A 25,875-nucleotide genomic window follows, 5' to 3' on the forward strand; every position below is an offset into this window, starting at 1 on the left:
AATACACTTAATTCCTGATTAAAACCTCACATTCATCAAACCGGATAGTTCTTTTACCTCACGAACGGTTTCCTGGGCACGTTTCCTGATTTCGAATGAACTGGCTTTAATCTGGTTCTTGACGTCTTTTTTATTGGCGGCAATCTCAGATTTTTGGTCACGGAAAGCATTGCTCAGGGCCACCAGACCATCGGCCACCGCTTCTTTCAGGTCGGCGTATTTCAGGGCACCGGCATTGTAGTCCTGCATCAGGGATTCGTGTTCCGCTTGTTTGCCTGAAGCTTTGAGCAGGCTGAAAAGGTTCTCCACACCCGGGCTCATGGTTCCTTCAGTAACTTCACCGGTATCCGTTACGGCAGACTTTATTTGTTTGCGGATAACGGATTCTTCTGAAAATACATTAATGTAATGTTTTTCCCCGGCGCTCTTACTCATTTTCCGGGTAGGATCAGCAGTGGACATCACTTTCGGCACTTCGGTGTACAAGGTTTCCGGAAGCACAAAATATTCTTTTCCCACCTGGTTGTTGAAACGTTGAGCAATATTCCTGGACAATTCGAGATGCTGTTCCTGGTCTTTACCCACCGGCACATAATCGGCGCGGTAGATCAAAATATCTGCGGCCTGCAACACGGGATAATCCAGCAAACCTGCAGAAATAAACCCTTCCCCGCCAGTTTCTTTACTTTGTGCACTTTTATCTTTAAACTGAGTCATACGCTGCAACATACCATAAGAGGTGAAGCAGTTGAAGATCCAGCAAAGTTCAGTATGTTCAGGAACCAGGGATTGAATAAAAAGATTTTCCGCCTTCACGCCGGTGGCCATGAGGTTGAAGATAAGTTCCCAGGTATTCTGCCGGAGTTTTGACGGTACAAAAGGCATGGTCATCGCGTGATAATCCACCACTCCATATACGCAATCATAATCTGCCTGCAAATCCACCCAGTTTTTTATGGCACCGAAATAGTTTCCAAAGTGCATATCGCCTGTGGGTTGAATGGCCGATAGCACTACTTTTTTATTACTCATAACGAATTTTTTCAACGCTTACATAAGCTGAAGAGTTTCCTTACCTATGCAAAAGCGGCGATCAAGGAAATTTCAATATTCACATCTTTTGGCAAACGAACCACTTGAACCATTTCCCTGGCCGGAGCGGTTTTATCATCAAAATATTTCCCGTAAACACCATTTATCTTTTCATAGTTCCCCATATCTGAAACAAAAATGGTCACCTTTAACACTTCCTTGAAGGTCAATCCTGCTTCCGTCAATATGGCCTTGAGGTTTTCCATAACCTGACGGGTTTCAGATTCGATATCATCCAGCACGAGTTTGCCCGTTGCCGGATCGATAGCAATCTGACCAGAGACATAAAGCGTATAATTATGTACAACTGCCTGGTTGTAGGGCCCTACAGGAGCCGGAGCATTTTTAGTATTGATGATCTTCTTCATTTGAAAAGAATTTTATGGTTGATTAGAAGCCTTAATTTTAGATTAATAAAAATACAAAAAGCCCCGCATCGTACTTCGGATGGGAGCTCATTGATTTTTTGTTAAATCAAGTGCAGAGCGTTTGGCTCAAGGCACTAATTTAAAACTTAATCCACGTCCTCTTCTACCTTGATCAACATCTTACCACGGTAGTAAGTGTTACCTTCGGTGTCCTCATAAGTACGGTGCATCTGGTGCTTTTCTCCCGTTTGCTTACAAGTAGAAATTTGAGGCTCTGTAGCTTTGTAATGCGTTCTGCGTTTACGCTTACGTTGTTTCGATATTTTACTCTTTGGATGTGCCATTGCTTAAATTTAAAGTTAAAAGCTTGAGGATCAACCCCTTCTTTTATTTTTATTTATTTAAATGCGTTTTTTAAATCGTCCCAGATGGAACCGTCTTCATCTTCGTCCTCCTCTTCATTTTCACGTAACTCAAGATACGCAAGCATCTTTTTATCACACGGAGGTTCAGACAAACTTTCACAGTCAAAAACATTGATGAGCGGCATTGCCAGGCAAATATACTCATAAATGTATTTAGCCACATTGAGGGAAGAAATTTCAGGAGAAACAAAGATTACATCAGCATCCTCGTCAATATCTTCGCCAAATTTCACCAAAAGCCGGTTATCTCCTTCAACAGGAAGATCAACCTGAGCCAGACATCGGTCACAGGCGGCTTTTGCAGTTCCATAAAAATCAAAATGCAGATCAAACATTTCAGGCCTCTTATCAAAGATAAAATTCACCTCAAAGGAGCCGTCCTGGATGGGAGAATGCTCAAATTGATCGAAAAATGATTTGTCAATATGAAACCGATACTCATGTATGCCGTTCCCCAGTCCTTTGACCGGGATTGAAAATTGGATCAGAGCATCCATTATTATTTCCGTTTTAGTCTCTTTACCTCCTGTTTTCACAAGCGGAAAAGATTTCGTTTTTTCAAAAGCGGACGCAAATTTAAAATTTTTCTGCGGCAAAAGCTAATATTTTTTTATAAAAGTGAAAATTCTGATAAAATATCTGGCAAAAGTTTTTTTATGTATCCCAAACCACTACCACCCGACAAAAAAGTCACTCAAAATTAACACCACGGGACTTACACGAACTCTCAAAATTACTAACTTTGTTTACCCAAATCATTTCCGAATACTCAAATACCATTTATATCACAACATATGAATCTGCAAAAAATTTTCCTGTTCATTCCGGTTTTTGTTTTTTTGGCCGTTTCGCGCCCCGTTTTTGGCCAGTGTCCGACGATTGAGGCGATAATGGTGAATGGATGCGCAGCATTTGAATCTGATGGTGAATTTATGATTATAAATACCCAGGGAACAGGCATAAATGTGGATGACCTAACCGTTGATTTTTATTCCAATACAACAGATGTAAATGGAGATATTGGAACTACGGAATTTTGTCAGTTTATGACCCCGCCGCTCAACGCCGCCCTTGCCGGTTGTCCAAATGTAATTTCCGTGGGCCCTGGGGACTTCATCCCTCCCAATTCAATTGTTGTGATCATGACCAGTACCGGTGGAAATGCAAGTGAATACGACTGGACTCCTTTGTGCGGTTCCGGAGAAACCGTTTACCTGCTGCAGAATAATTGTGACCGTACCGCTGGTGCATTTAAAGACAGCAACGCTCCGGGAGAAACCAGAACAACGACCATTACCATTCCAGGATGCACAAATTCCTTAATCTATGAACCCGACGTGAATTCTGGCGCTGACGGTGACTACATCCTCCCTTGCACCCCAGGCCCTCTTTGCCCGGATGGTGTTGAATATGGCAACAACGGTTGTGTGGTGCCGCCTGTCACCGTTCCGTGTACGCCAAACGTCATCACCGATCTGCCCAATACCACACAATGTGATGCCTATGTATTACCAGCCATAACCGGGTCCAACCTGAGCGGCAATGAAGCCTATTATACGGGGCCGGGGGGCACCGGCACACAATACAATGCCGGAGCGACCATCAGTAGTTCCATTACGCTGTTTATGTATGACGCCACGTCCACTTGTAGTGATGAAGAGTCTTTTTCGATCACCATCAACAGTTCTCCTGTCGCCATTACCCCGACTTTATCCGTCAATATTTGTGTGACCATCATCCCTCCGGCCATTGTTTCGGAAAACATTAGCGCCGTGGAAAATGAGATCACCGGAGGAAACGGGGCTTTGAATGTGAATTGGTACACACAACCAAATGGAACAATTCCCATCAACTTTGCGAATGCCTTAGATGTACTGGATCTGCTTCCAAGTCCCGCCACCATTTACGCCACGGTGGATGACGGCACTTGTGAATCGGCACCTGTACCGGTTATCGCAAATCTTAGCACGCCCCCTGGGGCCACATCCGTCAGCACCACCGAATGCGACGAAGGCGGCGGGGTTGCCACCTTCGACCTGACGGCTTTGGAAAACAACATTGACGGCAATGGGAATACGGTAAACTTTTACACCAATATGGCCGCCACCAATCTTATTGCTAACCCGGGAAATTACTCCACCACGGCGACTACGGTTTATGCGGTGGTCACCAATAGTGGAGGGTGCACCTCCAACCCGGTGGCCGTAAATCTTAACGTTTCGCCCCCGCTCACGGCGGATATTTCGGTATCCCCTGCTACAGGATGTGGCTCGACTGATGTGACCGTTACTTTTGCCATTTCCGGCCCTTCCACCTATGATATTACAGTAAGTTATGGTAATGCCATGAGTGGATATACCAACCAGACCGTCAATGTCGGAAACGGGGGATCCTTTACCACTACCATCACCGAAACCTCAACATTCGTTATTGTAGCCGCAGCTTTCCCTGCCGGTGGATGTCCTTTTACTTTTCCGACCAGCCCCGATGAGGTAATGATTGATGCAGGGCCGGACATTGCCGCCATAAGTGATGTAAATTCCTGCGGAGGTTATACGCTCCCGGCCATTCCCTATAATTCCAATCCAACAGGCAACGGAGCCTACTATACCGGGCCCAATGCTACCGGCACCCAATACAATCCCGGGGCAGTCATCAATAATACAATACAGCTTTATGCCTTTGACGGCACACTTCCCGACTGTTTTGATGAAGTCCCTTTCACCATCACCATCACCCAACCACCGAGCCTGCAGCTTACGGGAACGGCGGAAGTATGTGCAGGAGGAAGTTTTGATCTCAGCAGTGTGGTAACGGATGCGGCCGGTTCCGGTATTCCCATTTCCTTCCACAGCAATACCCCTCCAAATGCCGGGAATCAACTCCCCTCCTCTACCGTTTCCCCGGCTGGCAATACAACTTATTATGCTTTCGCAGACGGGGGAACCGGCTGTCAATCCACCCTGGCGATTCCGGTCACCATATTGCCCCTGCCTGGTGCCAACCTTGCCGCCTTATCGGCATGTGACGAAGGAGGCAATACAGCCACTTTCAACCTGACGAGTTTAAATAATACGGTAAATGGAGGAACCGGTTTTTCAGTAACCTGGTTTCAGAACATGACCCTTTCCAACCCGATAAACAATCCTTCGGCTTTTTCGGGGCCGGCCACAACGGTTTATGCCAGTGTCAACAACGGTTCATGTAATTCACCTGCCGCTGCGGTATCGCTTACCGTTTTACCGGCCCCTGTAGCCAACCCCGCCGGGCCCCTTGAAGCCTGCGACAACGGAAGCGGACAAGCCACTTTTGATCTGACCCAATTAAACAATACCATAAACGGAGGATCAGGGGCCACTGTAAATTGGTTCTCCGATCCGGGAACAAACAATGCGATCGGCAATCCTGCCGCCTTCCTCAGCGGAGCGACTACCGTTTATGCCAATATTTTTGACGGGACCTGTACTTCAACGCCCCAACCTGTAACCCTTACCATCCTAAGCGCCCCTTCCGCATTCGATTACGTCATCGAGGCTTGTGGCGCGCCCAATGCTTTTTTTGACCTGACCACTTTTGCAGTGACCAACGCCGTGAACGGGGGAAGCGGGGCTACCGTAAACTGGTACACGAATCCAGCCGGTACCAATCCGCTTTTCGATCCCTCGAATTATGTAACCACCTTCACCACTATTGTTTATGCGACGGCCACACTCAATGGGTGTGTTTCCGCCACGGCTCAAGTCACCCTTTCCGTGACCCAGGCCCCCTCCGCTACGGCCGCAAGCCTGGCAGATTGCGATAACGGAAGCGGACAAGGAACGTTTAACCTTTACTCCCTGAATAATACAGTGAATAATGGTTCCGGTCTCATCGTAAACTATTACTCCGATGCCGCCGCGAACAACCTTATCAATAACGCGAACAACTACGTTTCGGGCAATGCTACCGTTTACGCCCAGGTGCAGGACGCCAATTGTCCGTCAGAAATTGTACCCATCACTTTAACCCTACAACCTGGTCCCACGGCCAATAACCAAAGCCTGTCTTCCTGCAATACGGGAAACGGTCTGGGCATTTTTGACCTGACCAGCATTGAATTTGGGGTGAGCAGCGGAACCGGAAATGTCAACTGGTACACCAGCTTAAACCCTTTGACTCCGGTATCGAATGACCAGGCCTACCTTTCCGGCAACGGCCAGGTATTCGCTGTTGTGGATAATGGCACTTGCTCCAACCAGGCAACCATCACACTTACCGTTACCCCAGGGCCGAATGTGTCCATCGTACTGGCTCAACCCGTTGACTGCTTTGGAGAAAGCAGCGCCGCCCTGGATGTGACCGTAACAAATGGCGTGCCCAGCTTCAACTTCGACTGGAATGTTGGCAGCCTTGACGGCACGGAAGATCCTTCCAACCTGGCAGCCGGCATTTACAACCTGACGGTAACCGATGGAAATGCCTGTATAGGAACAGCCGGCATCACCATTACGGAACCTAATGAACTCTCGGTAAGCTGTAATGAACTAGCTCCTGTTTCTGTCCCTGGTGGGAATGACGGCCAGGGCACAGTCAACATCACCGGCGGAACACTCCCCTACCTGATTGAATGGACAGGTCCCGTCGCCGGAAACCAGACCAGCAACGCCGAAGGTCAAAGCATCATTAACAACCTGGAAGCTGGAAATTATTCGATCACAATCACCGACGATAACGATTGTACCACCACTTGTAATTTCACCATTAACGAACCTGGGTGCGACCTTTCCCTCGACATAATGGGCATAAATCCGCTTTGTGCCGGTGACACTACCGGTATAATTGATCTTACCATTATCGGAGGAACATCGCCCTATGACATAAACTGGAGCGTGGATTCCCTCGACGGACTCGAAGACCTCGTCAACCTGCTGGCCGGAAACTACAGCGTTACCGTTACCGATGGCAACGGATGTACTGCCAATACTTCTGTCGTCATTTCAGCGCCGGCGGCTTTGATGATGAGTTGCAGTCAACAAAGTCCTGTCTCGGCCCCGGGCGGAAGTGATGGCGTGGCTTCAATCGACTTCTCCGGCGGCACGGCAGGATATACCATAGAATGGACAGGGCCCGTTTCCGGCAATCAGCCCGAAACCATGGCCGGATCAATCCAAATTAACGGACTGCCTACCGGCGATTATTCCATTACACTCACCGATGCCAATGGGTGTGCTACAAGCTGCGATTTTAGCATAAGCGAAATAAGCTGTGACCTTTCTCTCGACATCATGGGAATCGATCCGCTTTGCGCCGGTGATACCACTGGCATCGTCGATCTTACCATCATCGGAGGAACATCCCCCTACGACATCAACTGGAGCGTGGATTCCCTCGACGGACTGGAAGACCTCGTCAACCTGCTGGCCGGAAACTACAGCGTTACCGTTACTGACGGAAACGGATGTACCGCTGATACTTCGATTACCATTTCAGCACCGGAGGCTTTGGGGCTCAGTTGCAGCCAACAAAACCCTGTCACGGCGCCCGGCGGCACCGATGGCGTGGCTTCGATAGAATATTCGGGCGGTACGTCAGGTTACACCCTTGCGTGGAGCGGTCCCGTTTCCGGCAGTCAAAATGAAGCTATGGCGGGAATCGTGACCCTCAACGGACTTCCGGCGGGTAATTATGCCATTACCCTTACCGATGCCAATGGTTGCTCTGCCACTTGTGACTTTACCATAATAGAAACCAATTGCGACCTTGCTCTCGACATCATGGGCATAAATCCGCTTTGTGCGGGAGACACCACCGGTGTTGTTGATCTTACCATCATCGGAGGAACATCGCCTTATGACATAAACTGGAGTGTCGATTCTCTCGACGGGCTCGAAGACCTCGTCAACCTGCTTGCCGGAAATTACAGCGTCACTGTTACTGACGGAAACGGATGTACCGCCGATACTTCGATAGTGATTTCAGCGCCGGAGGTGTTGATGATCAGTTGCAGTGTGCAAACCCCGGTTTCAGCAACAGGTGCCAGCGACGGAGTGGCGATGGTGGATTTCTCCGGAGGTACGGAAGGTTATACCCTTGAGTGGAGTGGTCCTGTTTCCGGAAGCCAAAACGAGACCATGGCCGGATCGATCCAGATTAGCGGACTTTCTTCCGGGGATTATTCCATTACACTAACCGATGCCAATGGCTGCGCCACGACGTGTAACTTTACCATGAATGATCCCGGATGTAACATGGCATTACAGATCATGGGCTTTGATGCCAGCTGTCCGGGAGAAGCAGATGGTCGCATCGAGATGATCGTTTACGACGGAGCGCAACCACTGACTTTTGATTGGTCCGACAATACTCTTGACGGAATCGGGGAACCGTTTGATATTCCTGCGGGAGATTATATGGTTACGGTTACTGATGGCAACGGTTGCCAGGCCAGCACGAGCATTACCCTCGAAAATATATTCACTTCACCGACCATCAGTATTTCATCAGGTGGCAGTATTTGCGAGGGTGACTGTTATGAGTTTAGTGTCTCCATGACCGGCCAGGCACCTTATGTGGTCACCTACAATTTAAATGACGGGGTTAATAGTTCGCCATTTTCATTTACCACCCACAATCCGGATACCCTGATTCAGATATGCCCGGCTGATTTTAATTTAACCGGCACCCTAGTCGATTTCACCATTGAAAATATTGCGGACGCCAATTGTTCAAGTCAACCTGGTTTGATAGAAAGTATTATCATCCTTCTACAAACGAGCAGCGACTTTGTTGCCCAAATTTGTCCGGATGAAAGCATGACGATCAACGGAAATATTTATGATATCAACCACCCTTCAGGAACCGAAACGCTCATCGGGGCGAATGCCAATGGCTGCGATTCCATTGTCAATGTGAATCTCTCCTTTTTTACCCTGCCCGTTTTTGACCTGAACCAAACGCTTTGCGAAGGCGAATCCATTATCGTCAATGGCACGACTTACGATCAAAATTTACCCTCCGGAACAGAAACCCTGACCGGGCTTGCCGCAAACGGCTGTGATTCCATCATCAATGTGACCCTCCAGTTCATGGCTGCCCCGGTTTTTAACCTAAATCAAACCCTGTGCGAAGGCGAATCTTTAGTGGTCAATGGAACCACTTACGATCAAAATACGCCGACTGGTACAGAAACCCTGACCGGGCTTGCCGCCAACGGCTGTGATTCCATCATCAACGTGACCCTCAACTTTTTGACGGCGCCCGTTTTTGACCTGAACCAATCGCTTTGCGAAGGTGAATTCATTATCGTCAACGGCACCACTTACGATCAAAATTTGCCGGCCGGAACGGAAACCCTGCCTGGGCTTGCCGCCAATGGCTGTGATTCCATCATCAACGTGACCCTCAACTTTTTGACGGCGCCCGTTTTTGACCTGAACCAATCCCTTTGCGAAGGCGAATCCATTATCGTCAACGGCACGACTTACGATCAAAATTTGCCGGCCGGAACGGAAACCCTGCCTGGGCTTGCCGCGAATGGCTGTGATTCCATCATCAACGTGACCCTCAACTTTTTGACGGCGTCCGTTTTTGACCTGAACCAATCCCTTTGCGAAGGCGAATCCATTATCGTCAACGGCACGACTTACGATCAAAATTTGCCGGCCGGAACGGAAACCCTGCCTGGGCTTGCCGCGAATGGCTGTGATTCCATCATCAACGTGACCCTCAACTTTTTGACGGCGCCCGTTTTTGACCTGAACCAAACGCTTTGCGAAGGCGAATCCATTATCGTCAATGGCACGACTTACGATCAAAATACGCCATCAGGAACGGAAACCCTGACCGGGCTTGCCGCTAACGGCTGTGATTCCATTGTCAACATCAATCTTACCTTCCTGCAGGTTTCGTCCTTTGACCTGGTTCAAACCCTGTGCCAAGGAGAATCGATTACCGTGAATGGCACGACCTACGATGCAAACTTACCGTCAGGCACCGAAATCCTTGAAGGGCTTTCCTCCAACGGTTGTGATAGTATCGTCAATGTGAGTCTTTCCTTCTATTCGGCTTTTTCAGCTTCCATTTCAGGGGATGCCAATATTTGTTCCGGAGCATCCTCCACGTTGACTTTTAATTATAGCGGTGTGGGCTCCTTTTCCGTTCAGTATGCCGGAGAAAACGGCACGATTCAAACGATAAACAACATTACCAACGGCTACACGCTGGACGTATCGCCTGCCAGCTCGACACAATACACCATAGCGTCCATTACCGCCATCGGCGCTACATGCCCTGTTTTGATCGGGGATGGCGCTACGGTTAATGTGAGTCAACTGGAAGCCCAGCTCATTGTTGAGCAGGAAATTCTTTGTGGCGGTTCGGCTGACGGTAGTTTAAGCGTGGCGGTCAATTCAGGGCTGCCGCCCTATATTTATGCCTGGAATACAGGAGCCAATGGGCCAATGATCAGTAATTTAAATGCAGGAACCTACTCCGTTGAGGTGACGGATGCGGCAGGATGCAGTTCCACTTCCAGCATTTCATTAACGGCCCCCAATGCCATTTTAGTTGATTTCAATGTGAATGCTCCCAATTGTTTTGAGGAACAAAGCGGCAGCATTGCTGTGGAATCAATTGCTGGTGGCGATGGTCAATATGAATATTCTCTTGACGGTAATTTTTTCCAGGCGGTACCTGGTTTGCCCATTGAAATTACAGGTTTGGCCCCGGGAAATTATACTGTTTTCATCCAGGACGGGAAAGATTGTTTGACCGCAACGGAAATTACCATTCCTGAGATTGAGGCCCTTTCGGTGGATTTAGGCCCGGACCAATATATTGATCTCGGCACCCCGGTTATCCTGACAGGAATTCCAAATTTCAATGTGGATTCACTGATTTGGTCTCCAATGGATTCATTGTCCAATCCGGCGTCCCTTACCACTTTGGCCCAACCGGTGTTGAGTACCACCTACACTTTAATGGTATTTGATGAAAATGGTTGCCCTGCCGTTGATGATATTCTGATTATCGTAAACCGGGATGTTCCGGTCTTCATCCCGAACGTTTTCAGTCCCAACAGCGATGGCATTAATGATGTCTTCACGGTATTTGGCGGAGAGGGCGTCAGTATGATCAATGCACTCAAAATATTTGACCGTTGGGGAAATGCCGTTTTTGAAAGCGGGCCTTTCCCGCCCAATGATCCAATATTCGGATGGAACGGAAAGTTCAACGGACAACCGATGAACCCGGCTGTTTTTGTATATTATGTGGAAGTTGAATTTGTCGATGGCAGAAGGAAGATACTAAAAGGGGAGGTTACGCTGGTGAAGTAGGCCTAAAGAGATATAGATATAGTTAGGGGTAAAATTGAATTTACGCCCTAACTATATCTAACCTTTAACCCATTTAAAATGGTTTCCCCTCCTAAAAACTCATCGAAAATTGTTGTCCGTCGCCATTATCTGAAGAACCGCCGACCAGTTCGGTGGAAATACCGATCAGGACACCGAAATCCTTGTACTTTCCATCCTGGAAAGAAACCACGGCTTCCAGTCGGAAAAACCGCCATATCTTATCCAGCGAATAGCCCATTTCAACATAATTTTTGGAAGTGGGAGTGCTCAGGTAATTCACAAACAAGTTCTCCCGCATGCCCAGCATCCAAACCGCCGGGATCTGGGTCACCAGAAATTTCCGGAACCCGTAATGCACATTGGCGGCAAGGTATTTATCCCGGGTGCTGTGCTGATAATAATCCAGCAACCGGAAACTCTCAACAGGATCAGCGGTGGTGTACCTCAACTGGTTGCCGGCAAAATGTTTGAAATCCGTAAAGGCCATGGTTTTGCTGTCGATAAAAAACCCGGCATTCAACCTCACGTCAATATTGGAGCGGGCGCCCAGGTTGATTTTTTGTTTATAGGTAAAATCCAGCTGACTGAACGAAGCCGTAGTATTTAAGAAGACGATGGGCCATCCTGTTTTATATTCCGCCCTGAACATGGGGGAAGTTTTATCCGCTATTTGTTTCTTCCCGTTGTTAATCCTGTATTTTTGCCAGGGACGCACCTCAAAACCAAGGGTGGCGATAAACGCCGTTTCTGCCCCAGCCAGTGGAACCGTTACCTCATCATTAATGGGATAGTTGGAGGCGTAATTCCGGCTGTCATGTTTGACCCAGGTCTGGTGGGTATTATTTTGGAGGTTATAACGCTCTGCCCATTCCAGGCTTCCATTTAATTTCCACTTCCCGACCGTTTTTTGACCCAACACTTTTACAAAATCCTTTTCATAAAGCCGGATATAATTTCGCTCATAAAAAAGATTCTCCCACATGCTCAAAAATTCATTGATCGGCTTGTTTTCATTGTATTGAAAAATATAACGACCGCCTGTCACTTCAATACGGTGTCCATCCAGGACATTATTATTCGACAAGGTTCGGATGCTGGCGGTGCCGGAGAATTTATTCCTGGCAAAAGCGTAGCGGGGCGTAACCTCAATCTCAAAACGACTATTTTCCTTTCGCTTGGTAAAAGTCAGGTCTTCATGAAGGCTGAATCCTTCCACCGGGTTAAACTGAATGCCCATAAGAATGGAAGAATAGCGAAAAGAAGTTTCCGCCCCTGTTTTGAATTTGTAGCCCATAAAAATATCGCCAAAGGAAAAGCCGCTTTTTGATTTCCCTTCCTTCTCCTCTTTCTCTACGGTGGATAGACTGTCCACCCGCGCATATCCTTTGACTTCGTATTTTGTCAATGGAATGGGGCGCACCACCGCCCAGTAGGAAGAATCTTTTTTATAGGCGGTTGAGTCAATGGTAAAATCACGTTCTGAGATCACCTCCGGTTCTTCCTGCTGTTTTTGTTCCTCCTTTTCATATTCCTTCATGAGCTTGCGCAAATCTTTCCGTGTCAGCTCTTCTCCCAATTTTAATTTTTCGTTGATGGAGGCATTTTTGTCGCTGTTGGTGTTGTCCAACTGGGCCGCCAGTTCTTTTTCCAGCTTTTCATCGATCACTCTGAATTCAACATCCAGGTCAGGATTCAGCTTTATTTTGTAATCGTCGGCGGTGGCGAGGTATTGGTATTCGAATCCAAACCCCAGTATTTTTCCCGAAACTTTGAATTTAAAGCTCACAGGCATCCATACATTTTCCTGAATAGGCGCATAAATTTGCTCGATCCTGTTCTCAAAACCCAGGTAGTATGACACCAGGTTCAGGCTATGAATGCTCCAATAATCCTCCAGGATATAAATGTATCCTTCGAACACATTCTCTCCTCTCGAACGAGGAGTAACCTTGATCTTGTTCACATTATAACCGCGATCCTCAAAATATCCTTCCAGCTTAAATTTATAATAGGCAAATGCCTTTCGGGAAAGTGGAGAGATGTTGCCATCGTTGTCGTCGTCATAAAAACTACCACGGAAATAACTATTAGGGCTGGTATTGTTGTCATCGCCCTGGGTGCGTATGGAAATGACCGTCTCCTTGTATTTATTGGGTCGCTGAAATTCGATGCGACTGACAGATTCCGTGACAAAAGCCGTAGTCGAATCAAGGCCTTCCTTCTCAATCTGCGACCTGAAGAGGGAAGGCGCTTGTTTCAGTCTTCCGGATCCCTTGATATAAACCGTCGTTTCATAAGCATCGAGCTGATTGCGGTGGTAATCGGCTTTGGCGATGGCCTTGCGCATCACAGTATAGGCAGGATCTTCCTCGCCGGCGACGATCTCCACCTCCTGCAATTCATACGCCTGTTTATTCAAGACAACATCGAGATTTTGAGCGCCGGGTTGGGCATTAATCTCGCGGATTCCCGTGGAATAACCCAAATATTGGAAAACAAGGGTGTATTGGCCGGGAGATAACCGGATTTCATAATCCCCTTCAATGTTGGCAATGGCTCCTTTTCCTGTTTCTTTGATAAAAATGGAGGCAAATTCAAGCGGGGTTCCCTGTTCATTCCGGATGCTTCCCCTAATGGTACTTTGAGCATTTGCAATGATAGAAAAAAGCATAATGCCCGGGATCAAAAAAAAGTAAGTGATTCTTTTCATGTCAACAGTCAGGATTTTAGATTTTAATTTTTCAGGAAATCAATTTAAGTACACTGTAACGAAAGTTTATTTATATAGTTTAAATGTTCTATTCCGATACTTTTTTGTCACGCTGATTTCGCAGATTAACGCTGAAATATTTAGGAAAAATCCTTTTATTCTGCGTTTTGCCCCGACCATTGGTACGGGGTGTTCCATCTACGGAATACCGACCAGAGGTACGATATGTCACGTTGTTCCATCTGAGTGAAAAATTTGTGTTTGGGGACTTATTAAAAAAATAAAAAAACATTTGTTACACGGTAATAAGGTTGATTTATGGGTTCAATATAACTTAACACCAAGTAAATCTTCCAATTGTTTGTTGTAGGGGTCAAAAAATTCTACCAACTCCTGTTGAATGTCTTCCGGTATGGATTTAGGAGGGGCTACGTTAAATCGTTGGGAAAGCATATCTCCCATTTCAAAATCAGCCACCTCAAGGAATTGGAATAATCGTTTCATGATACTTTCCGCCTTTTTTTGATCCTCCAGATCTTCCGACCTGATAATAAAGAGCCGGTCTTTTCCAAAAAGGTTTAACCAGACGGGCAGTTTTTTTGCATAAATGGAAGGACTTAACACCATACTTTCTTCTCCCCTCCTCACTTTTTCCATCTCAATTTTCATGTCCGTCGAAAAGTCCTGTAAGGAAATGGTTTTGCGGCCTTCCTTTTTGAAACGTTCCAGCATACGGTAATGTGAAAAGGTGCGTTCAGCAGGCTCCCTCAGCATTAAAATAATTTTCACGTCGGGCAAAAGCCATTTTACCAGGCGGGGATTAGCATAATAATAGGTATTCACACTCGCCTCACCGGTAATATAAGGCATGCCCGCTTGTCGTTCAACGGAAATCGTTTCGGTAAATAACCGGCCATTTTCATCGAGTTCGGGCCACTGAAATTCAATACTCCCCTCCTGGTTCAGGACAGGAAAAAGAGATTGGTATTTTTTTAAACCCCAAACGATTTTCCACCAGGGTTTTGAAAAAAAATTCGGCTCTTTGACCTTACACGGCAATATTTGAGGGTGGGCCACCAAATACCGGTATAAGGAAGAAGTTCCGCATTTCCTTTCTCCTACAATAAAAAATGAAGGCAACATGTATTTCATTTTTTTACTTTAGATTTGCAATATTATTAACATTCAACAACACCAATATCATGTTAGAAATACTCAAACACGCTCACTCCGGGTTTCGCTGGATCGTACTCATTTTGCTCATTACAACTATAGTTACTGCTTTTTCTAAAAAGAAAGCGGGCAACACAATGAAAAGCGAAGATAAAAAATTGCCGCTATTCACACTCATTGCCACTCATATTCAGTTGATTCTTGGCATCATCCTGTACTTTATCAGTCCATACGTGGTTTTCGCCGCTGATACCATGAAAGATTCATTGAAAAGGTTTTATACTGTAGAACATATTTTGCTGATGCTGATTGCAATCACATTGATCACTATCGGGTATAGCAAAGGGAAAAAAGCTGCTTCCTGGAAAACGATTTTTAATTATTACCTTATTGGGTTAATCCTCATTCTGCTCAGTATTCCATGGCCGTTCAGAGGACTGAGTGCCGGCTGGTTTTAATGGTTGTTTTCAATACAAAACCTGGATAGAACCTGTCTTTGCCGGCAGGCAGACACTGATTGAACGGATAAAAACGGATTCCTGATTATATTTTCAAAAAAATCCGTTCCCATTCCTTCAATCCGTTCGATCAGTGTTCCAACTCCTCCCTTATTTCAACTGCGATACCGCCAGCCAGGCCATCAATCCGGTAGCGACTTCCAGGCAATCTTCATCTACATCAAAGGTATCTGTATGAACTGGTGAGATAATGCCTTTTGATTTATTGCCCGTTCCCAGTCGATAAAAACAGGAGGGCATCACCTGGGAATAAAAAGCAAAATCTTCCGCCGTGGTGCGGATGGGCAACTCCACCACATTTTCAGGGCCAAGGTAATCTACTGCTGCTGTTCTAACCCATTCCGTCAAATCGGGTTCATTGACCAGGCTGGGATATCCTACCAGTAGGTTGAGTTTACAACTTCCCCCAAAACCTTCTGCTATATTTTTGGTCATTAGCTCAATGATGCGATGCGCCTCAAACCTCCAATCTTCATCAAAAGTCCTGAGGGTTCCTTTTAGCCTGACTTCATTGGGAATAACATTGGTCGCGCCCCCTTCGGATTCAATATAACCGAAAGTCAGCACGGTTGGCATATTGGGATTGGCCCTGCGGCTCACTACCGTCTGCAGTGCTGTAATGATATGAGCTGCAATCACAATGGGATCGATACAATCATGGGGCAAAGCTCCGTGTCCGCCTTTTCCCCTGACCGTCAAATAAATTTCATCGGCCGAAGCCATGTAAATACCCGGACGGATACCGATTTTCCCCACTTCAAGCGGAGGATGCACATGTTGTCCGAGCATACTCGTAGGTTTTGGATTTTCAAGCGCACCCGCTTCGATCATCAGTTTGGCTCCCCCGGGCCATTTCTCCTCAGCCGGTTGAAACAATAACTTTATGCTCCCTTCAAAATGGTCTTTTAACTCATTTAATATCCTGGCTGCTCCAAGTAAAGAAGCAGAATGTACATCATGTCCGCAAGCGTGCATAACCCCTTCATTTACGGAACAATAATCGACGTTATTGGTCTCTTTGATAGGCAATGCGTCCATATCTCCCCTCAGGGCGATTATTTTTTTGTCCGGGTTTTTGCCCTTGATCATGCCTACGATGCCATGACCTGCGATATCAGGCTGAAAAGGAATGCCGTATTCCGTCAATCTTTGGGCGATATACGCCGACGTTTCCTTTTCCTGGAAAGATAACTCGGGATGTTGATGCAGGTGGCGGCGTACCGCAATGGTGTCCACATGCCAGTTCCTGGCAAGATTTTTTATTTTTTCCTGTAACATAGTCAATTTGATGCCAAGTGTTTATCCACGAAAGGCATAAGTATGTATTTTTTTAATACTGCTGTAAAACCTCTACCCTATGCGCAAAATATTCATTATCGGGCATAAGTGTCAATGCCTTACGGGCCATTTCACGAGCCATGAAATAATCCGCTTTCTGGAAATAATAAGTGGAGGCCGAAGCATAAACCGTGGTGAGCCACATATCCACCCGCTCTACCCTGCCGTATTTAGCGAGGAGATTTTCAAAAACCGCCATGGCTTTTAAAGCCTTATCTTCCTGCTGATTTTCAAAAAAGTAGCGCACTCGCAGGGAGTGGAAATACAACCTCCGATCCTGTACATCGGTTTTGTATTCCAAAAACGGGTATTTTTCGATATATTGATTCAGGAGTATGATCCCTTGTTCATAATCCACTACCCGATGCAGGGATTCCATTAAAAAACCGGAAAGTACTTTTTGCACAGCCTCTTCATGGGGCCACTGGACATACAAACGATCGATGTATTTTACCAGGCTGTCCCGGTGGTTGTGGATCGCATAATACCTGGCCATCTTCAAATAATATACCCGGTCAATTCTCGACAGCAACTCCTTATCATTGCTCAATTCCTCTGCAAAAAAAGTATGAAAAGGTTTCAACCCATTGGGTTCCTGCTTTTCGATGATCTGGTAATCGGCAATTTTGGTAAAAACGCTGACCAGTTCTTGTTTGACTTCAATGACAGGGTATTGTTTGTACAAATTAAACAAATCGGTCAACCCCTCCTTGGTTTTAAAATTTACCCGACGGGCGAGCTGGAACATACAGGCTTGCCGGATGACGCCGTTCCTGGGCAGCGGATACAACAACTGCGCCTTCTGAAGGCGATTCATGGCGGCTACGTAATCCTGCTTTTTATAATAATTCAGGGCTTCCAGGTAATAGAGGTTTCCTGCCAGTTGTCCCGGTGTGACTGCCCCGTCTTTATCTTTATAATACTTTTTAAATAAATGCTCCTCATCCTGACCTTCTTCCTCGGCACTTAGCATTTTCAGGTCCCTGAGCAATTGAATGTAATTGGATCGAAACCTGACCTCTTTTGATTTATCTTCAGCTTCAAACAACAGGTTGTTTTTACCTTCCGTTTTCAAAACCGAGGAGATCAATAAACCGTCATGACGGATCTCAAAAGGCATATTAAATTGTTCCAGCACCAGGGAAACGAGGGCTGCACGGGTGGCATCATTATAGGTTCCGGTTTTAAACAACTGTTCAAAACTGGCATAGGCATCGTATTGTTTCAGGAAGGTCGCCGAAAGGTAATCTTCCAGTAATTCTGCTGATTTTGCAGGGGATTTTTTCCCGAACTTCTGTTCTTCAAGATGAGCAAACAAAGATTTTAGTTCCAGTTGGATATATTTCAAGGCATTGGAATCGTTTTGAGGAGCAGTGGCAAGATACAATTTCAAATGATCCACCACGGCATCTCCAAACGGAGCACTCAATACCTCTGCTTCAAAAGGACTATGAAAAACCAGTCCATTCCCTTTGTTGGAATACTGGCTAATCAGGGTTTGAGAAAAAAGAAGTAAAAACAGAAGCAACCTAAATTTCATAATCAGGGATTTATTCGTCCCAAAAATACGATTTTTTGGAGTAGGGAATGGCGTTTTTTCAAAATCGGTTAAATTTTGATCGTTTTTCATAAAAAAGCAAAAACCGACAAACCAAAGATTTTGGTTCGTCGGTAGGAAGTTATGCATAAAAAAATTAGCCGGAAAGGTTCAGCAATGGGAATTGCCAAACTGACTTGGTACATCGGGAATTAGCCCATTTATATCATTAAAAATGGTGGCTCTCCTTGTTTTAGTCCTTTTGCTTAAGCATTTGAAATGATATAAACCGATTTTGAAACGATTGAAACAAAATAAAACAGAAAAAAAGGCTCATGCCAAATTCCCTACGCCCGGGCTTTTTCATGGGTAGTTTTGGCGATCGTATTTTCACCCGATTTTATTTTTTTGACCTCCCAAACAGGATTGAAATTTTCATCCTCGTGATCGTACCGGCAAAGCATGATATCTCCGTTCGGGCTGCTGTACTCGAAAGATTTGTTCCTGAATTGTTTTCGGGTGGTATATTCTGCATGAAAGACCCTTTCCAACTCCCCGGAAGGTGTCTGGAAGTAATAGGCTTTTTCAATGCCCGCCTCGCATCCAATGGTCATGGTACTCACCTCGACCATCAGTGCGCCCTGACACGGTTGATCCTTCAATATTCTTATTAAGGCACTGGAAGCACATTCTTCAAAGACACACAAACCGGGAACACTAGTTTTAGTCCATAACTTTCCGTTTTTGACCACTTTAATTTCAGCGTTGATATCTTTCATATTTTTCCTGGTCTGGGAAGTTATGCCCAGCATGACGAGTTCACTTTTTCCATCACCTGTCATATCTGAAAATTCCCAGCTTTTGGCAATGAAAGCCCCCCAGACATAACCATTGAAATAATTGCCCTCCGGATCAGTTCCCTTTACATGAAACCAAAGATCCTGGTAGCCGTTGATCTCATCTTTGGTAAAATCTTCCGTTTCACTTACGATGTTGATCAACCTATAACCAATAGGCAAACAGGTCGTTACTGAACTTTCCTTACAAGGACTTACGTTTACCTTTACCGCTGCAAAAGTAAATAACTCAGCTCCATTCGTGTATAGATTGGCTACCTGCGAACGACTGTGAAACCATTCATAAAAATCTTTGTTCTCTTGGCCTACAAACCGGGCCTGTGGAAAAGCAACCGTCAGGTTGAAGCATAGGATAGCAGCTGTTACAAAATGTATTCTCATGGTGGATTGAATTGTGTTTTGTAAAGCTTTGCTCCATTTATTTAATATTTCGTTTTGAAAGGATAGAGTAATAACTATATATAATTTCAAAATATTGCCCACGCCCTTAACATTTTTTAACAAATCTTATTTCAGAATATGAACCAGACTCCTAATTAATTGCCTATTTTTGAACCGCACAATTTAAAATTCAAGCCTAAAATAAGCCTGTACAAAAAATAGCATTATGTCTACAAGCCCATTGATCGAACAGTTTTATACAGCCTTTCAAAACCGCGACGCCGAAAAAATGACGGCCTTATACCATGAAGATATTGAATTTGAAGACCCTGCATTTGGTAAACTTCAGGGAGACCGCGCCAGGGCCATGTGGAAGATGTTGTGTGGAAACGCAACAGACCTTAAAATTAATTTCAGCGTACTGGAAGTCGATGATAACGGGGGAAAAGCGAGGTGGGAAGCCTTTTATACCTTTAGCCAGACAGGAAGGAAAGTCCACAACATCATCGATGCAACATTCCGTTTTGAAGACGGGAAGATCATTACCCACAAGGATCAATTCAACCTGCGAAGATGGGCAACACAGGCGATGGGAATGCGCGGTTGGTTGTTAGGCGGCACTTCCTTTTTCAGGAAAAAACTCCACGCTCAAACCAATCGGTTACTGGATAAATTTTTGAAAAGAAATACAGATTAGCTAAAAAGCGAGTCCACAAAAGTCCGTTTGTTGAACACCTGTAATTGCTCGATCCCCTCTCCTATTCCGATGTATTTGATCGGAATTTTAAACGTATCGGAAATACCTATTGCCACTCCGCCTTTAGCCGTTCCGTCCAGTTTGGTCAGCGCCAGGGCCGTAACGTCCGTTGCAGTGGTAAAATGAGTCGCTTGTTCGATGGCATTTTGTCCGGTGGTGGCATCCAGCACCAGCAAAACCTCATGGGGAGCAGTTTCCATTCTTTTGGAAACAGAATTCCTGATCTTGGTCAGCTCTTTCATCAGGTTGATTTTGGTGTGGAGTCGGCCTGCAGTATCTATAATCGCCACATCACATTTATTAGTAATGGCGTATTGTACCGTTTCATAAGCTACGGCGGCGGGGTCGGTATTCATGCCTTTGCTGTAAAAGTCGCAGCCAACGCGGTCGGCCCAGATGCCCAGCTGATCCACTGCAGCGGCACGGAAAGTATCTCCGGCCCCGAGCACCACTTTTTTACCTTGTTTTTTAAACTGGTGGGCCAGTTTTCCGATGGTGGTGGTTTTTCCGACTCCATTTACCCCAACGACTAGAATAATAGCCGGTAAATCGGTAGTTGGCAAGGTAAAATCTTCCAGGTCGGAGGTATTGTTCTCGGCTAAAAGGGTAACGATTTCATCACGGAGAATTTCGGTAAGTTCTGAAGTACCCAGGTATTTATCCCTGGCCACGCGTTCTTCGATGCGTTCAATGATTTTGACGGTGGTTTCCAGGCCGACATCAGAGGTAATAAGCACATTTTCCAACTCGTCGAGCACTTCTACATCAATGGTGGATTTACCCGCAACTGCTTTTGACAATTTCCCCAGGAAAGAAGTTTTGGTTTTCTCCAGGCCTTTTTCGAGGTCTTCTTTTTTTTCCTTATTAAAAAACTTACCCAAAAAACTCATATTCAATTGACTGTTTACAAAAATTCACCATAGACAAAGAGGCTTTCCTTGAAACAAGAAAAGCCTCTTTGGGTTTCATTCTTCATGAAAAGAAAGCAATTATTTTTTAGTGAGGAAGTCTTTCACTTCATCTTTGTGTACCATTACTTCTTTGTAAGAGTATTTTCCGGTTTTTTCATCCTTAACGCTCTTAACAACTTTAACGAAGTCACGGCCTGAATTGGCGTTTGCTTTACGATCTGCTACTCTCGCGTTCTTTGATACTTTAGCCATGTCTGATTATATTTTTAATTGATAAAGAAATTTTATGCCTATAAAACTACACAATTTATGCAATAGTTCAAATAAGCCTTATTTAATTTCTCTGTGAACGGTTACTCTTTTCAGGATCGCATTGAATTTTTTCAACTCCATTCTGTCAGGAGTATTCTTACGATTTTTTTGAGTCACATAACGTGAAGTTCCAGGCATACCTGAAGTTTTATGTTCTGTACACTCTAAAATAATCTGCTGACGATTTCCTTTGCTCTTCTTAGCCATTATACTTTAGATTGATTATTTTACAATTTAACGCCGGTTTCGACACCTTTGCGTTCTAATTTTTTTATGTAAGCGAAAACGCCCAGCTTATTGATATTACGCATTGCTTTAGCGCTCAATTTGAGGGTAATCCATTCTCCCGTTTCAGGAACGAAATAACGCTTCTTCTGAATGTTAGGAAGAAAACGACGCTTAGTTTTTCTATTCGAGTGAGAAACGTTATTTCCGGTAATCGGGCGTTTCCCTGTTAATTGACAAACCTTTGACATGATTGCTTATTAAAGTTATTTCCTTTGAATAATGGTGACTCCGGCAGGATTCGAACCTGCAACCTCCTGATCCGTAGTCAGGGACTCTATCCAGTTAAGCTACGGAGCCTGTTGATTTTCAATGAATTATGTAATTTTGAAATTCTGTTTTTCAAAAAATCTGCTAATATTTCTGCTAACGGTCTGCAAATGTATGACCTTTTTTTTAGAAAACAATGTTTTTAAGAAAAAAAATCCCTATAATTTAAGCATCTTGACATCTTCTTTTCTCCCAGCTTGATACATTTAGTCACCTACAGCTTAAATTAAAAAGGGAACGGATAGAAAATAACAATAATTTTATAGTTGAACAGGTTGTTTTTTATTCTCCTGAATTTCTTCAACAAAAAATCGTAAGTCTTTTAAAGTAAAAATATTGGATAACTTATAACCATTTACTATTATGGATGGGGTACCTTTTACCCCATTTTCATCACACCACTTTTTTTGAGAGGCAATCATATTCATAATTGTTTCTTTACTTACGTTTTTAGATACAGGGAACTTTTTATAAAAATCATATAGTTCAACTTCCCGTACCTGGTTATAAATAAATGAAATCGCATTTAAAAACTCCTGCCTTCCCTCAGCTAGATATATTTTAATTAAATGTTCAACTATAATAAAATCTTTGGTTTTATGATTTTCGGTCAATAATCCAAAAACAATTTTTATTTTTAAATTTGGTAAAATAGAACCTCCCAATTCCAATATATGTTTCAATTCATTGTGAACTTTTTTACATGTTTTACATAAAGGGTTAGTTACTAAAACAAGAATATTCGAATCACCTTCATTATGAACAATTGGCCCTAAAAATTCAAGTTCAGGAAAAGGGATTTCTTTTTTAAGGACATCAAAAATATTCGCCACATATTTGAAATCATACAATGCTCTTTGATATGATTTGCCAATAGAATAAAACGAAAAAAACGGTTTTATTAATAACCACAAGCTAAATGGTAGAATAAAAAGTATAACGGTAGAGATAAAAGGGATAAATGAGAGGCCCTCAAGATTAACAGATGGATCCCCAAACATAAAAAAACCCATAAATTGAGCCCAAAAAACTACTAATGTTAAAAGGCAAATTGGACACCATTTTTTGAGTATAAATTTTTGAGAAATAATTGAAAATATACTAAATAGAAGGGTGAAAATATTCAAAACAAACAAAATAAAAAACGAAAAATTGATATTTCCTCCCGTAAATAGTATTAACATTACACTTCCAGTAAAATATCCAAATCCAATTTCAGCCCATCCAAAAATTCCAAAAACCTTCGACAAATCTGAATTTATAGTTTTATCACAATCCCCTCCAATAGCCTTACAAGCTTTCAAAATTTCACTATTCTCATTTTTTAGGTATTCCAGGTTTAACAGGGAGACAGTAATGTAAATTCCAATTAGATTTGTGAATAATAAGGTAAAACCTAAATAATCTTTTGAAAGAATAAAATCCAACAACAAGGAAAATGCCCCCAAGAATAACAAACCCATAAGTCCTTTTTCAAAAAAATACTCTATCCTATTGGAAAAATAGTTTTCTTCACCTGGCTTTGAAAACAGTTTCTTTTTGGTAATTACTATCCCTGTCCAATCTTTTCGAAATTCTTCCCATCCTGAAGTCCATTTCGTAGTTCTTGATTTTTCAATTGTTATTTTTTCAGTATCATAATTAGAAATAACAAAAAGTTCAGTTCCAATTTCAGAATCTGTTTTCAAAATTTTTGTTGTCAATAATGGTAAAGGCAAACCCTCAGGAATTTTTCCCTCATTTTTGAAATCAAACGAAATAGTTTCAACTTTATAATCATTAAGTAGTAAATCTTTTATTGCAAAAAGCGAGGGGGAGAATGGATGTGAAGTAAGTTTTTCTTTTAGATTAAATGAATTAACCTTTACTCCTATCTTTCGTAGCCAATGCCTAAGAGGTTGAAACAAATACTTTTGGTTGTTGTCGCTTGAGGCCATTAATTTTCAATTAAATTTAATTTTGATAATTGGGTTTGGATTTCAGGTAACTTCCCACGAGTTAAAACGATACCATCTTTATCAATTAAAAAATAAGTAGGATAACCGATTACATTATAGTTTGCTACAACACCGTCTAACTCAAAAGCTTCACTAATAGGAAGGTATATCTGTTTCCAATTCATTCCATTTTTCTTTACATATTCGGAAACTTTTGTCACATCATTATCTAAAGCAATCCCTACAAACTCAACCTTTTCCATTTTAATAGAATTGTAAAGATTTTTTAAAGTAGGATGATCAGCCTTACATGGACCACACCAAGTTCCCCAAAAAATAAGGACAAAATACTTACTCTTTTGCGAATGCAGATTAAACATATTCCCAGATAGAATATCTACACCTGTTATTTCTGGAGCCCTAAAACCTTCAATCCCCCCTTCAAAGTCCATTTTTTTATTGAGTTCTTTTTTTGAAATCATTACTTTATTCATTCCAAAATCAAATGAGTCAATAGAAATTGATAAGTTATTGTTAAGTATAATATCTTGCTCAAACCTGTATGGTATGGAGCCTCGCCCAACACTATTCACACTATTTCCATACTCACTAATATAAATGGAAGCGGATGCAAAGTCATAATCCGGGAAAAAATCTATATATAGGTTATATCTTTCATTTTCAATTGAGAATGATCCTCTATACGATTGAAACACTTTTAATGATATTGCAAGATCTTCATAGGTCTTGTCTTTTGGGGAGGAGAATTTAATAAAGGGTTGAACTTTGGCTAGAATCGATCTCGAATAAATTTTATCGCTATAATATAGATCGTAATAAATGTTCAATAAAGGAGCTAATTGGTAAGACATTAACCTTTCTTCCAATGATTGGAAAACAGTATCATATTCAAAAACAGGTTCGTCAGAAAAATCTTGATTATTATTTGAATCAACAATTATTACTTTTTTCCCTTTCCTAAAACCCGTCAAAGCCTCTATTTCATGATTAACACGCTTCTCTGTAATGAATCTAGGATCATATTCTAATTCTTCAAATCTGTCTTTAGAAAATTCATTATTTTTAACTAGGTTCAAATAATGTAGAGGAATTGACATAGGACATTTCCAAAGTAAAAAAGTATCTAAATCTCCAGGTATTCCAACGATATTGTTGTTTGATGGCTCAGATATCTGGAAAGTGCGTGAGTATGTATAATTAGTAGTGACCGATTTTCGGACAGGAACCTCAATTTTCTGTTGAGAAAAAAGAGGTGTCAGAAATACAGTGGAACCAATAAAAATTATCAAACTATAAGAGAACAAATTGACAATCTGCTTTAAAAGAATCATATTTTCACTTTTATTCTTTTGTCTATATTTTTATTAAAATAATTTGCCAAGTGCAGAAAGATTTTCTGCACTTGGCTTTAAGTCCAACTATTCGACTATACACATTCAGCCTTTGTTCTGGTTGGATCTCCGCATCCGTCTTTGTTTAACTTACATTGCTTTGGTGGTTGGCAAACCACCAATTCACCGCAGTCATCACAATAGACTCCTTGGCCACCTCCATCAATTCCACCATAAACCTTTTTTAACACTCCATCATTTACAATGAAGTTACTAAATTTCTTACTAATTTCATTTTTCATTTTTCATTAATTTAA

General features: G+C 43.3%; 19 protein-coding genes and 1 tRNA gene. 3 read left to right on the forward strand and 17 right to left on the reverse strand.

Annotation, left to right across the window (positions count from 1 at the left end; genetic code table 11):
• Positions 1 to 18: 18 nt before the first annotated feature.
• The 4 genes from trpS to H6571_07055 form a co-directional block, all read right to left on the reverse strand.
• Positions 19 to 1,032 (reverse strand): tryptophan--tRNA ligase, encoded by a 1,014-nt coding sequence (trpS, locus tag H6571_07040; GenBank protein MCB9323482.1) that lies wholly within the window; start codon positions 1,030 to 1,032, stop codon positions 19 to 21.
• A 44-nt stretch (positions 1,033 to 1,076) separates the two neighbouring features.
• Entirely contained in the window at positions 1,077 to 1,460 is a 384-nt protein-coding gene (locus H6571_07045; GenBank protein MCB9323483.1) for a RidA family protein, read from the reverse strand.
• 146 nt (positions 1,461 to 1,606) lie between these two features.
• Positions 1,607 to 1,804: a 50S ribosomal protein L32 gene (rpmF, locus tag H6571_07050; GenBank protein MCB9323484.1), complete on the reverse strand. Its 198-nt coding sequence runs from the start codon at positions 1,802 to 1,804 to the stop codon at positions 1,607 to 1,609.
• A gap of 53 nt (positions 1,805 to 1,857) precedes the next feature.
• Positions 1,858 to 2,382, reverse strand: coding sequence for a DUF177 domain-containing protein (locus tag H6571_07055; GenBank protein MCB9323485.1), 525 nt, complete (start codon positions 2,380 to 2,382; stop codon positions 1,858 to 1,860).
• A 297-nt stretch (positions 2,383 to 2,679) separates the two neighbouring features.
• Here H6571_07055 and H6571_07060 point away from each other — a divergent pair, with 297 nt between their 5' ends.
• Positions 2,680 to 11,199 (forward strand): gliding motility-associated C-terminal domain-containing protein, encoded by an 8,520-nt coding sequence (locus H6571_07060; protein MCB9323486.1) that lies wholly within the window; start codon positions 2,680 to 2,682, stop codon positions 11,197 to 11,199.
• A gap of 91 nt (positions 11,200 to 11,290) precedes the next feature.
• Here H6571_07060 and H6571_07065 read toward each other — a convergent pair whose 3' ends face one another.
• The gene (locus H6571_07065) at positions 11,291 to 13,930 is read right to left on the reverse strand and encodes a carboxypeptidase-like regulatory domain-containing protein (GenBank protein MCB9323487.1); all 2,640 of its coding nucleotides are present in this window, start codon (positions 13,928 to 13,930) and stop codon (positions 11,291 to 11,293) included.
• A gap of 324 nt (positions 13,931 to 14,254) precedes the next feature.
• Positions 14,255 to 15,073, reverse strand: coding sequence for a sulfotransferase (locus tag H6571_07070; protein ID MCB9323488.1), 819 nt, complete (start codon positions 15,071 to 15,073; stop codon positions 14,255 to 14,257).
• A gap of 59 nt (positions 15,074 to 15,132) precedes the next feature.
• Here H6571_07070 and H6571_07075 point away from each other — a divergent pair, with 59 nt between their 5' ends.
• A complete protein-coding gene (locus H6571_07075; protein MCB9323489.1) occupies positions 15,133 to 15,561 on the forward strand; it encodes a cytochrome B in 429 nt (142 codons plus the stop codon).
• Between the two features lie 150 nt (positions 15,562 to 15,711).
• Here H6571_07075 and H6571_07080 read toward each other — a convergent pair whose 3' ends face one another.
• The 3 genes from H6571_07080 to H6571_07090 all read right to left on the reverse strand — a co-directional run bounded on the left by H6571_07080 (position 15,712) and on the right by H6571_07090 (position 19,734).
• A complete protein-coding gene (locus tag H6571_07080) occupies positions 15,712 to 16,899 on the reverse strand; it encodes an amidohydrolase (GenBank protein MCB9323490.1) in 1,188 nt (395 codons plus the stop codon).
• 52 nt (positions 16,900 to 16,951) lie between these two features.
• Positions 16,952 to 18,499 carry a hypothetical protein gene (locus tag H6571_07085; protein ID MCB9323491.1) on the reverse strand — a complete coding sequence of 516 codons (1,548 nt, stop codon included), beginning with the start codon at positions 18,497 to 18,499 and terminating at the stop codon, positions 16,952 to 16,954.
• Between the two features lie 344 nt (positions 18,500 to 18,843).
• On the reverse strand, positions 18,844 to 19,734 hold the full coding sequence (locus H6571_07090; GenBank protein MCB9323492.1) for a hypothetical protein: 891 nt from the start codon (positions 19,732 to 19,734) through the stop codon (positions 18,844 to 18,846).
• Positions 19,735 to 19,960: 226 nt separating this feature from the next.
• Between H6571_07090 and H6571_07095 the strand changes: the two genes are divergently transcribed.
• Positions 19,961 to 20,431: a nuclear transport factor 2 family protein gene (locus H6571_07095; protein ID MCB9323493.1), complete on the forward strand. Its 471-nt coding sequence runs from the start codon at positions 19,961 to 19,963 to the stop codon at positions 20,429 to 20,431.
• Here H6571_07095 and ftsY read toward each other — a convergent pair.
• From ftsY to H6571_07135, 8 genes are all read right to left on the reverse strand, one after another.
• Entirely contained in the window at positions 20,428 to 21,381 is a 954-nt protein-coding gene (gene ftsY, locus H6571_07100; protein MCB9323494.1) for a signal recognition particle-docking protein FtsY, read from the reverse strand. The two genes, H6571_07095 and ftsY, sit on opposite strands and share 4 nt — an antisense overlap.
• A gap of 99 nt (positions 21,382 to 21,480) precedes the next feature.
• A complete protein-coding gene (locus H6571_07105; GenBank protein ID MCB9323495.1) occupies positions 21,481 to 21,654 on the reverse strand; it encodes a DUF4295 family protein in 174 nt (57 codons plus the stop codon).
• 78 nt (positions 21,655 to 21,732) lie between these two features.
• Positions 21,733 to 21,921, reverse strand: coding sequence for a 50S ribosomal protein L33 (gene rpmG, locus H6571_07110; GenBank protein ID MCB9323496.1), 189 nt, complete (start codon positions 21,919 to 21,921; stop codon positions 21,733 to 21,735).
• 20 nt (positions 21,922 to 21,941) lie between these two features.
• A complete protein-coding gene (rpmB, locus tag H6571_07115) occupies positions 21,942 to 22,190 on the reverse strand; it encodes a 50S ribosomal protein L28 (GenBank protein ID MCB9323497.1) in 249 nt (82 codons plus the stop codon).
• 32 nt (positions 22,191 to 22,222) lie between these two features.
• Positions 22,223 to 22,299 (reverse strand) — tRNA-Arg (locus H6571_07120).
• Positions 22,300 to 22,529: 230 nt separating this feature from the next.
• Positions 22,530 to 24,206, reverse strand: a complete 1,677-nt coding sequence (locus tag H6571_07125; protein MCB9323498.1) for a thioredoxin domain-containing protein — start codon at positions 24,204 to 24,206, stop codon at positions 22,530 to 22,532.
• Complete coding sequence (locus H6571_07130) at positions 24,206 to 25,558, reverse strand: TlpA family protein disulfide reductase (GenBank protein MCB9323499.1); 1,353 nt, start codon at positions 25,556 to 25,558, stop codon at positions 24,206 to 24,208. The genes H6571_07125 and H6571_07130 overlap by 1 nt, the downstream gene beginning before the upstream one ends.
• 95 nt (positions 25,559 to 25,653) lie before the next feature.
• Positions 25,654 to 25,860, reverse strand: a complete 207-nt coding sequence (locus H6571_07135) for a hypothetical protein (protein ID MCB9323500.1) — start codon at positions 25,858 to 25,860, stop codon at positions 25,654 to 25,656.
• Between the last annotated feature and the right edge of the window lie 15 nt (positions 25,861 to 25,875).

It is taken from the genome of Lewinellaceae bacterium (assembly GCA_020636105.1).
Taxonomy (GTDB): domain Bacteria; phylum Bacteroidota; class Bacteroidia; order Chitinophagales; family Saprospiraceae; genus BCD1.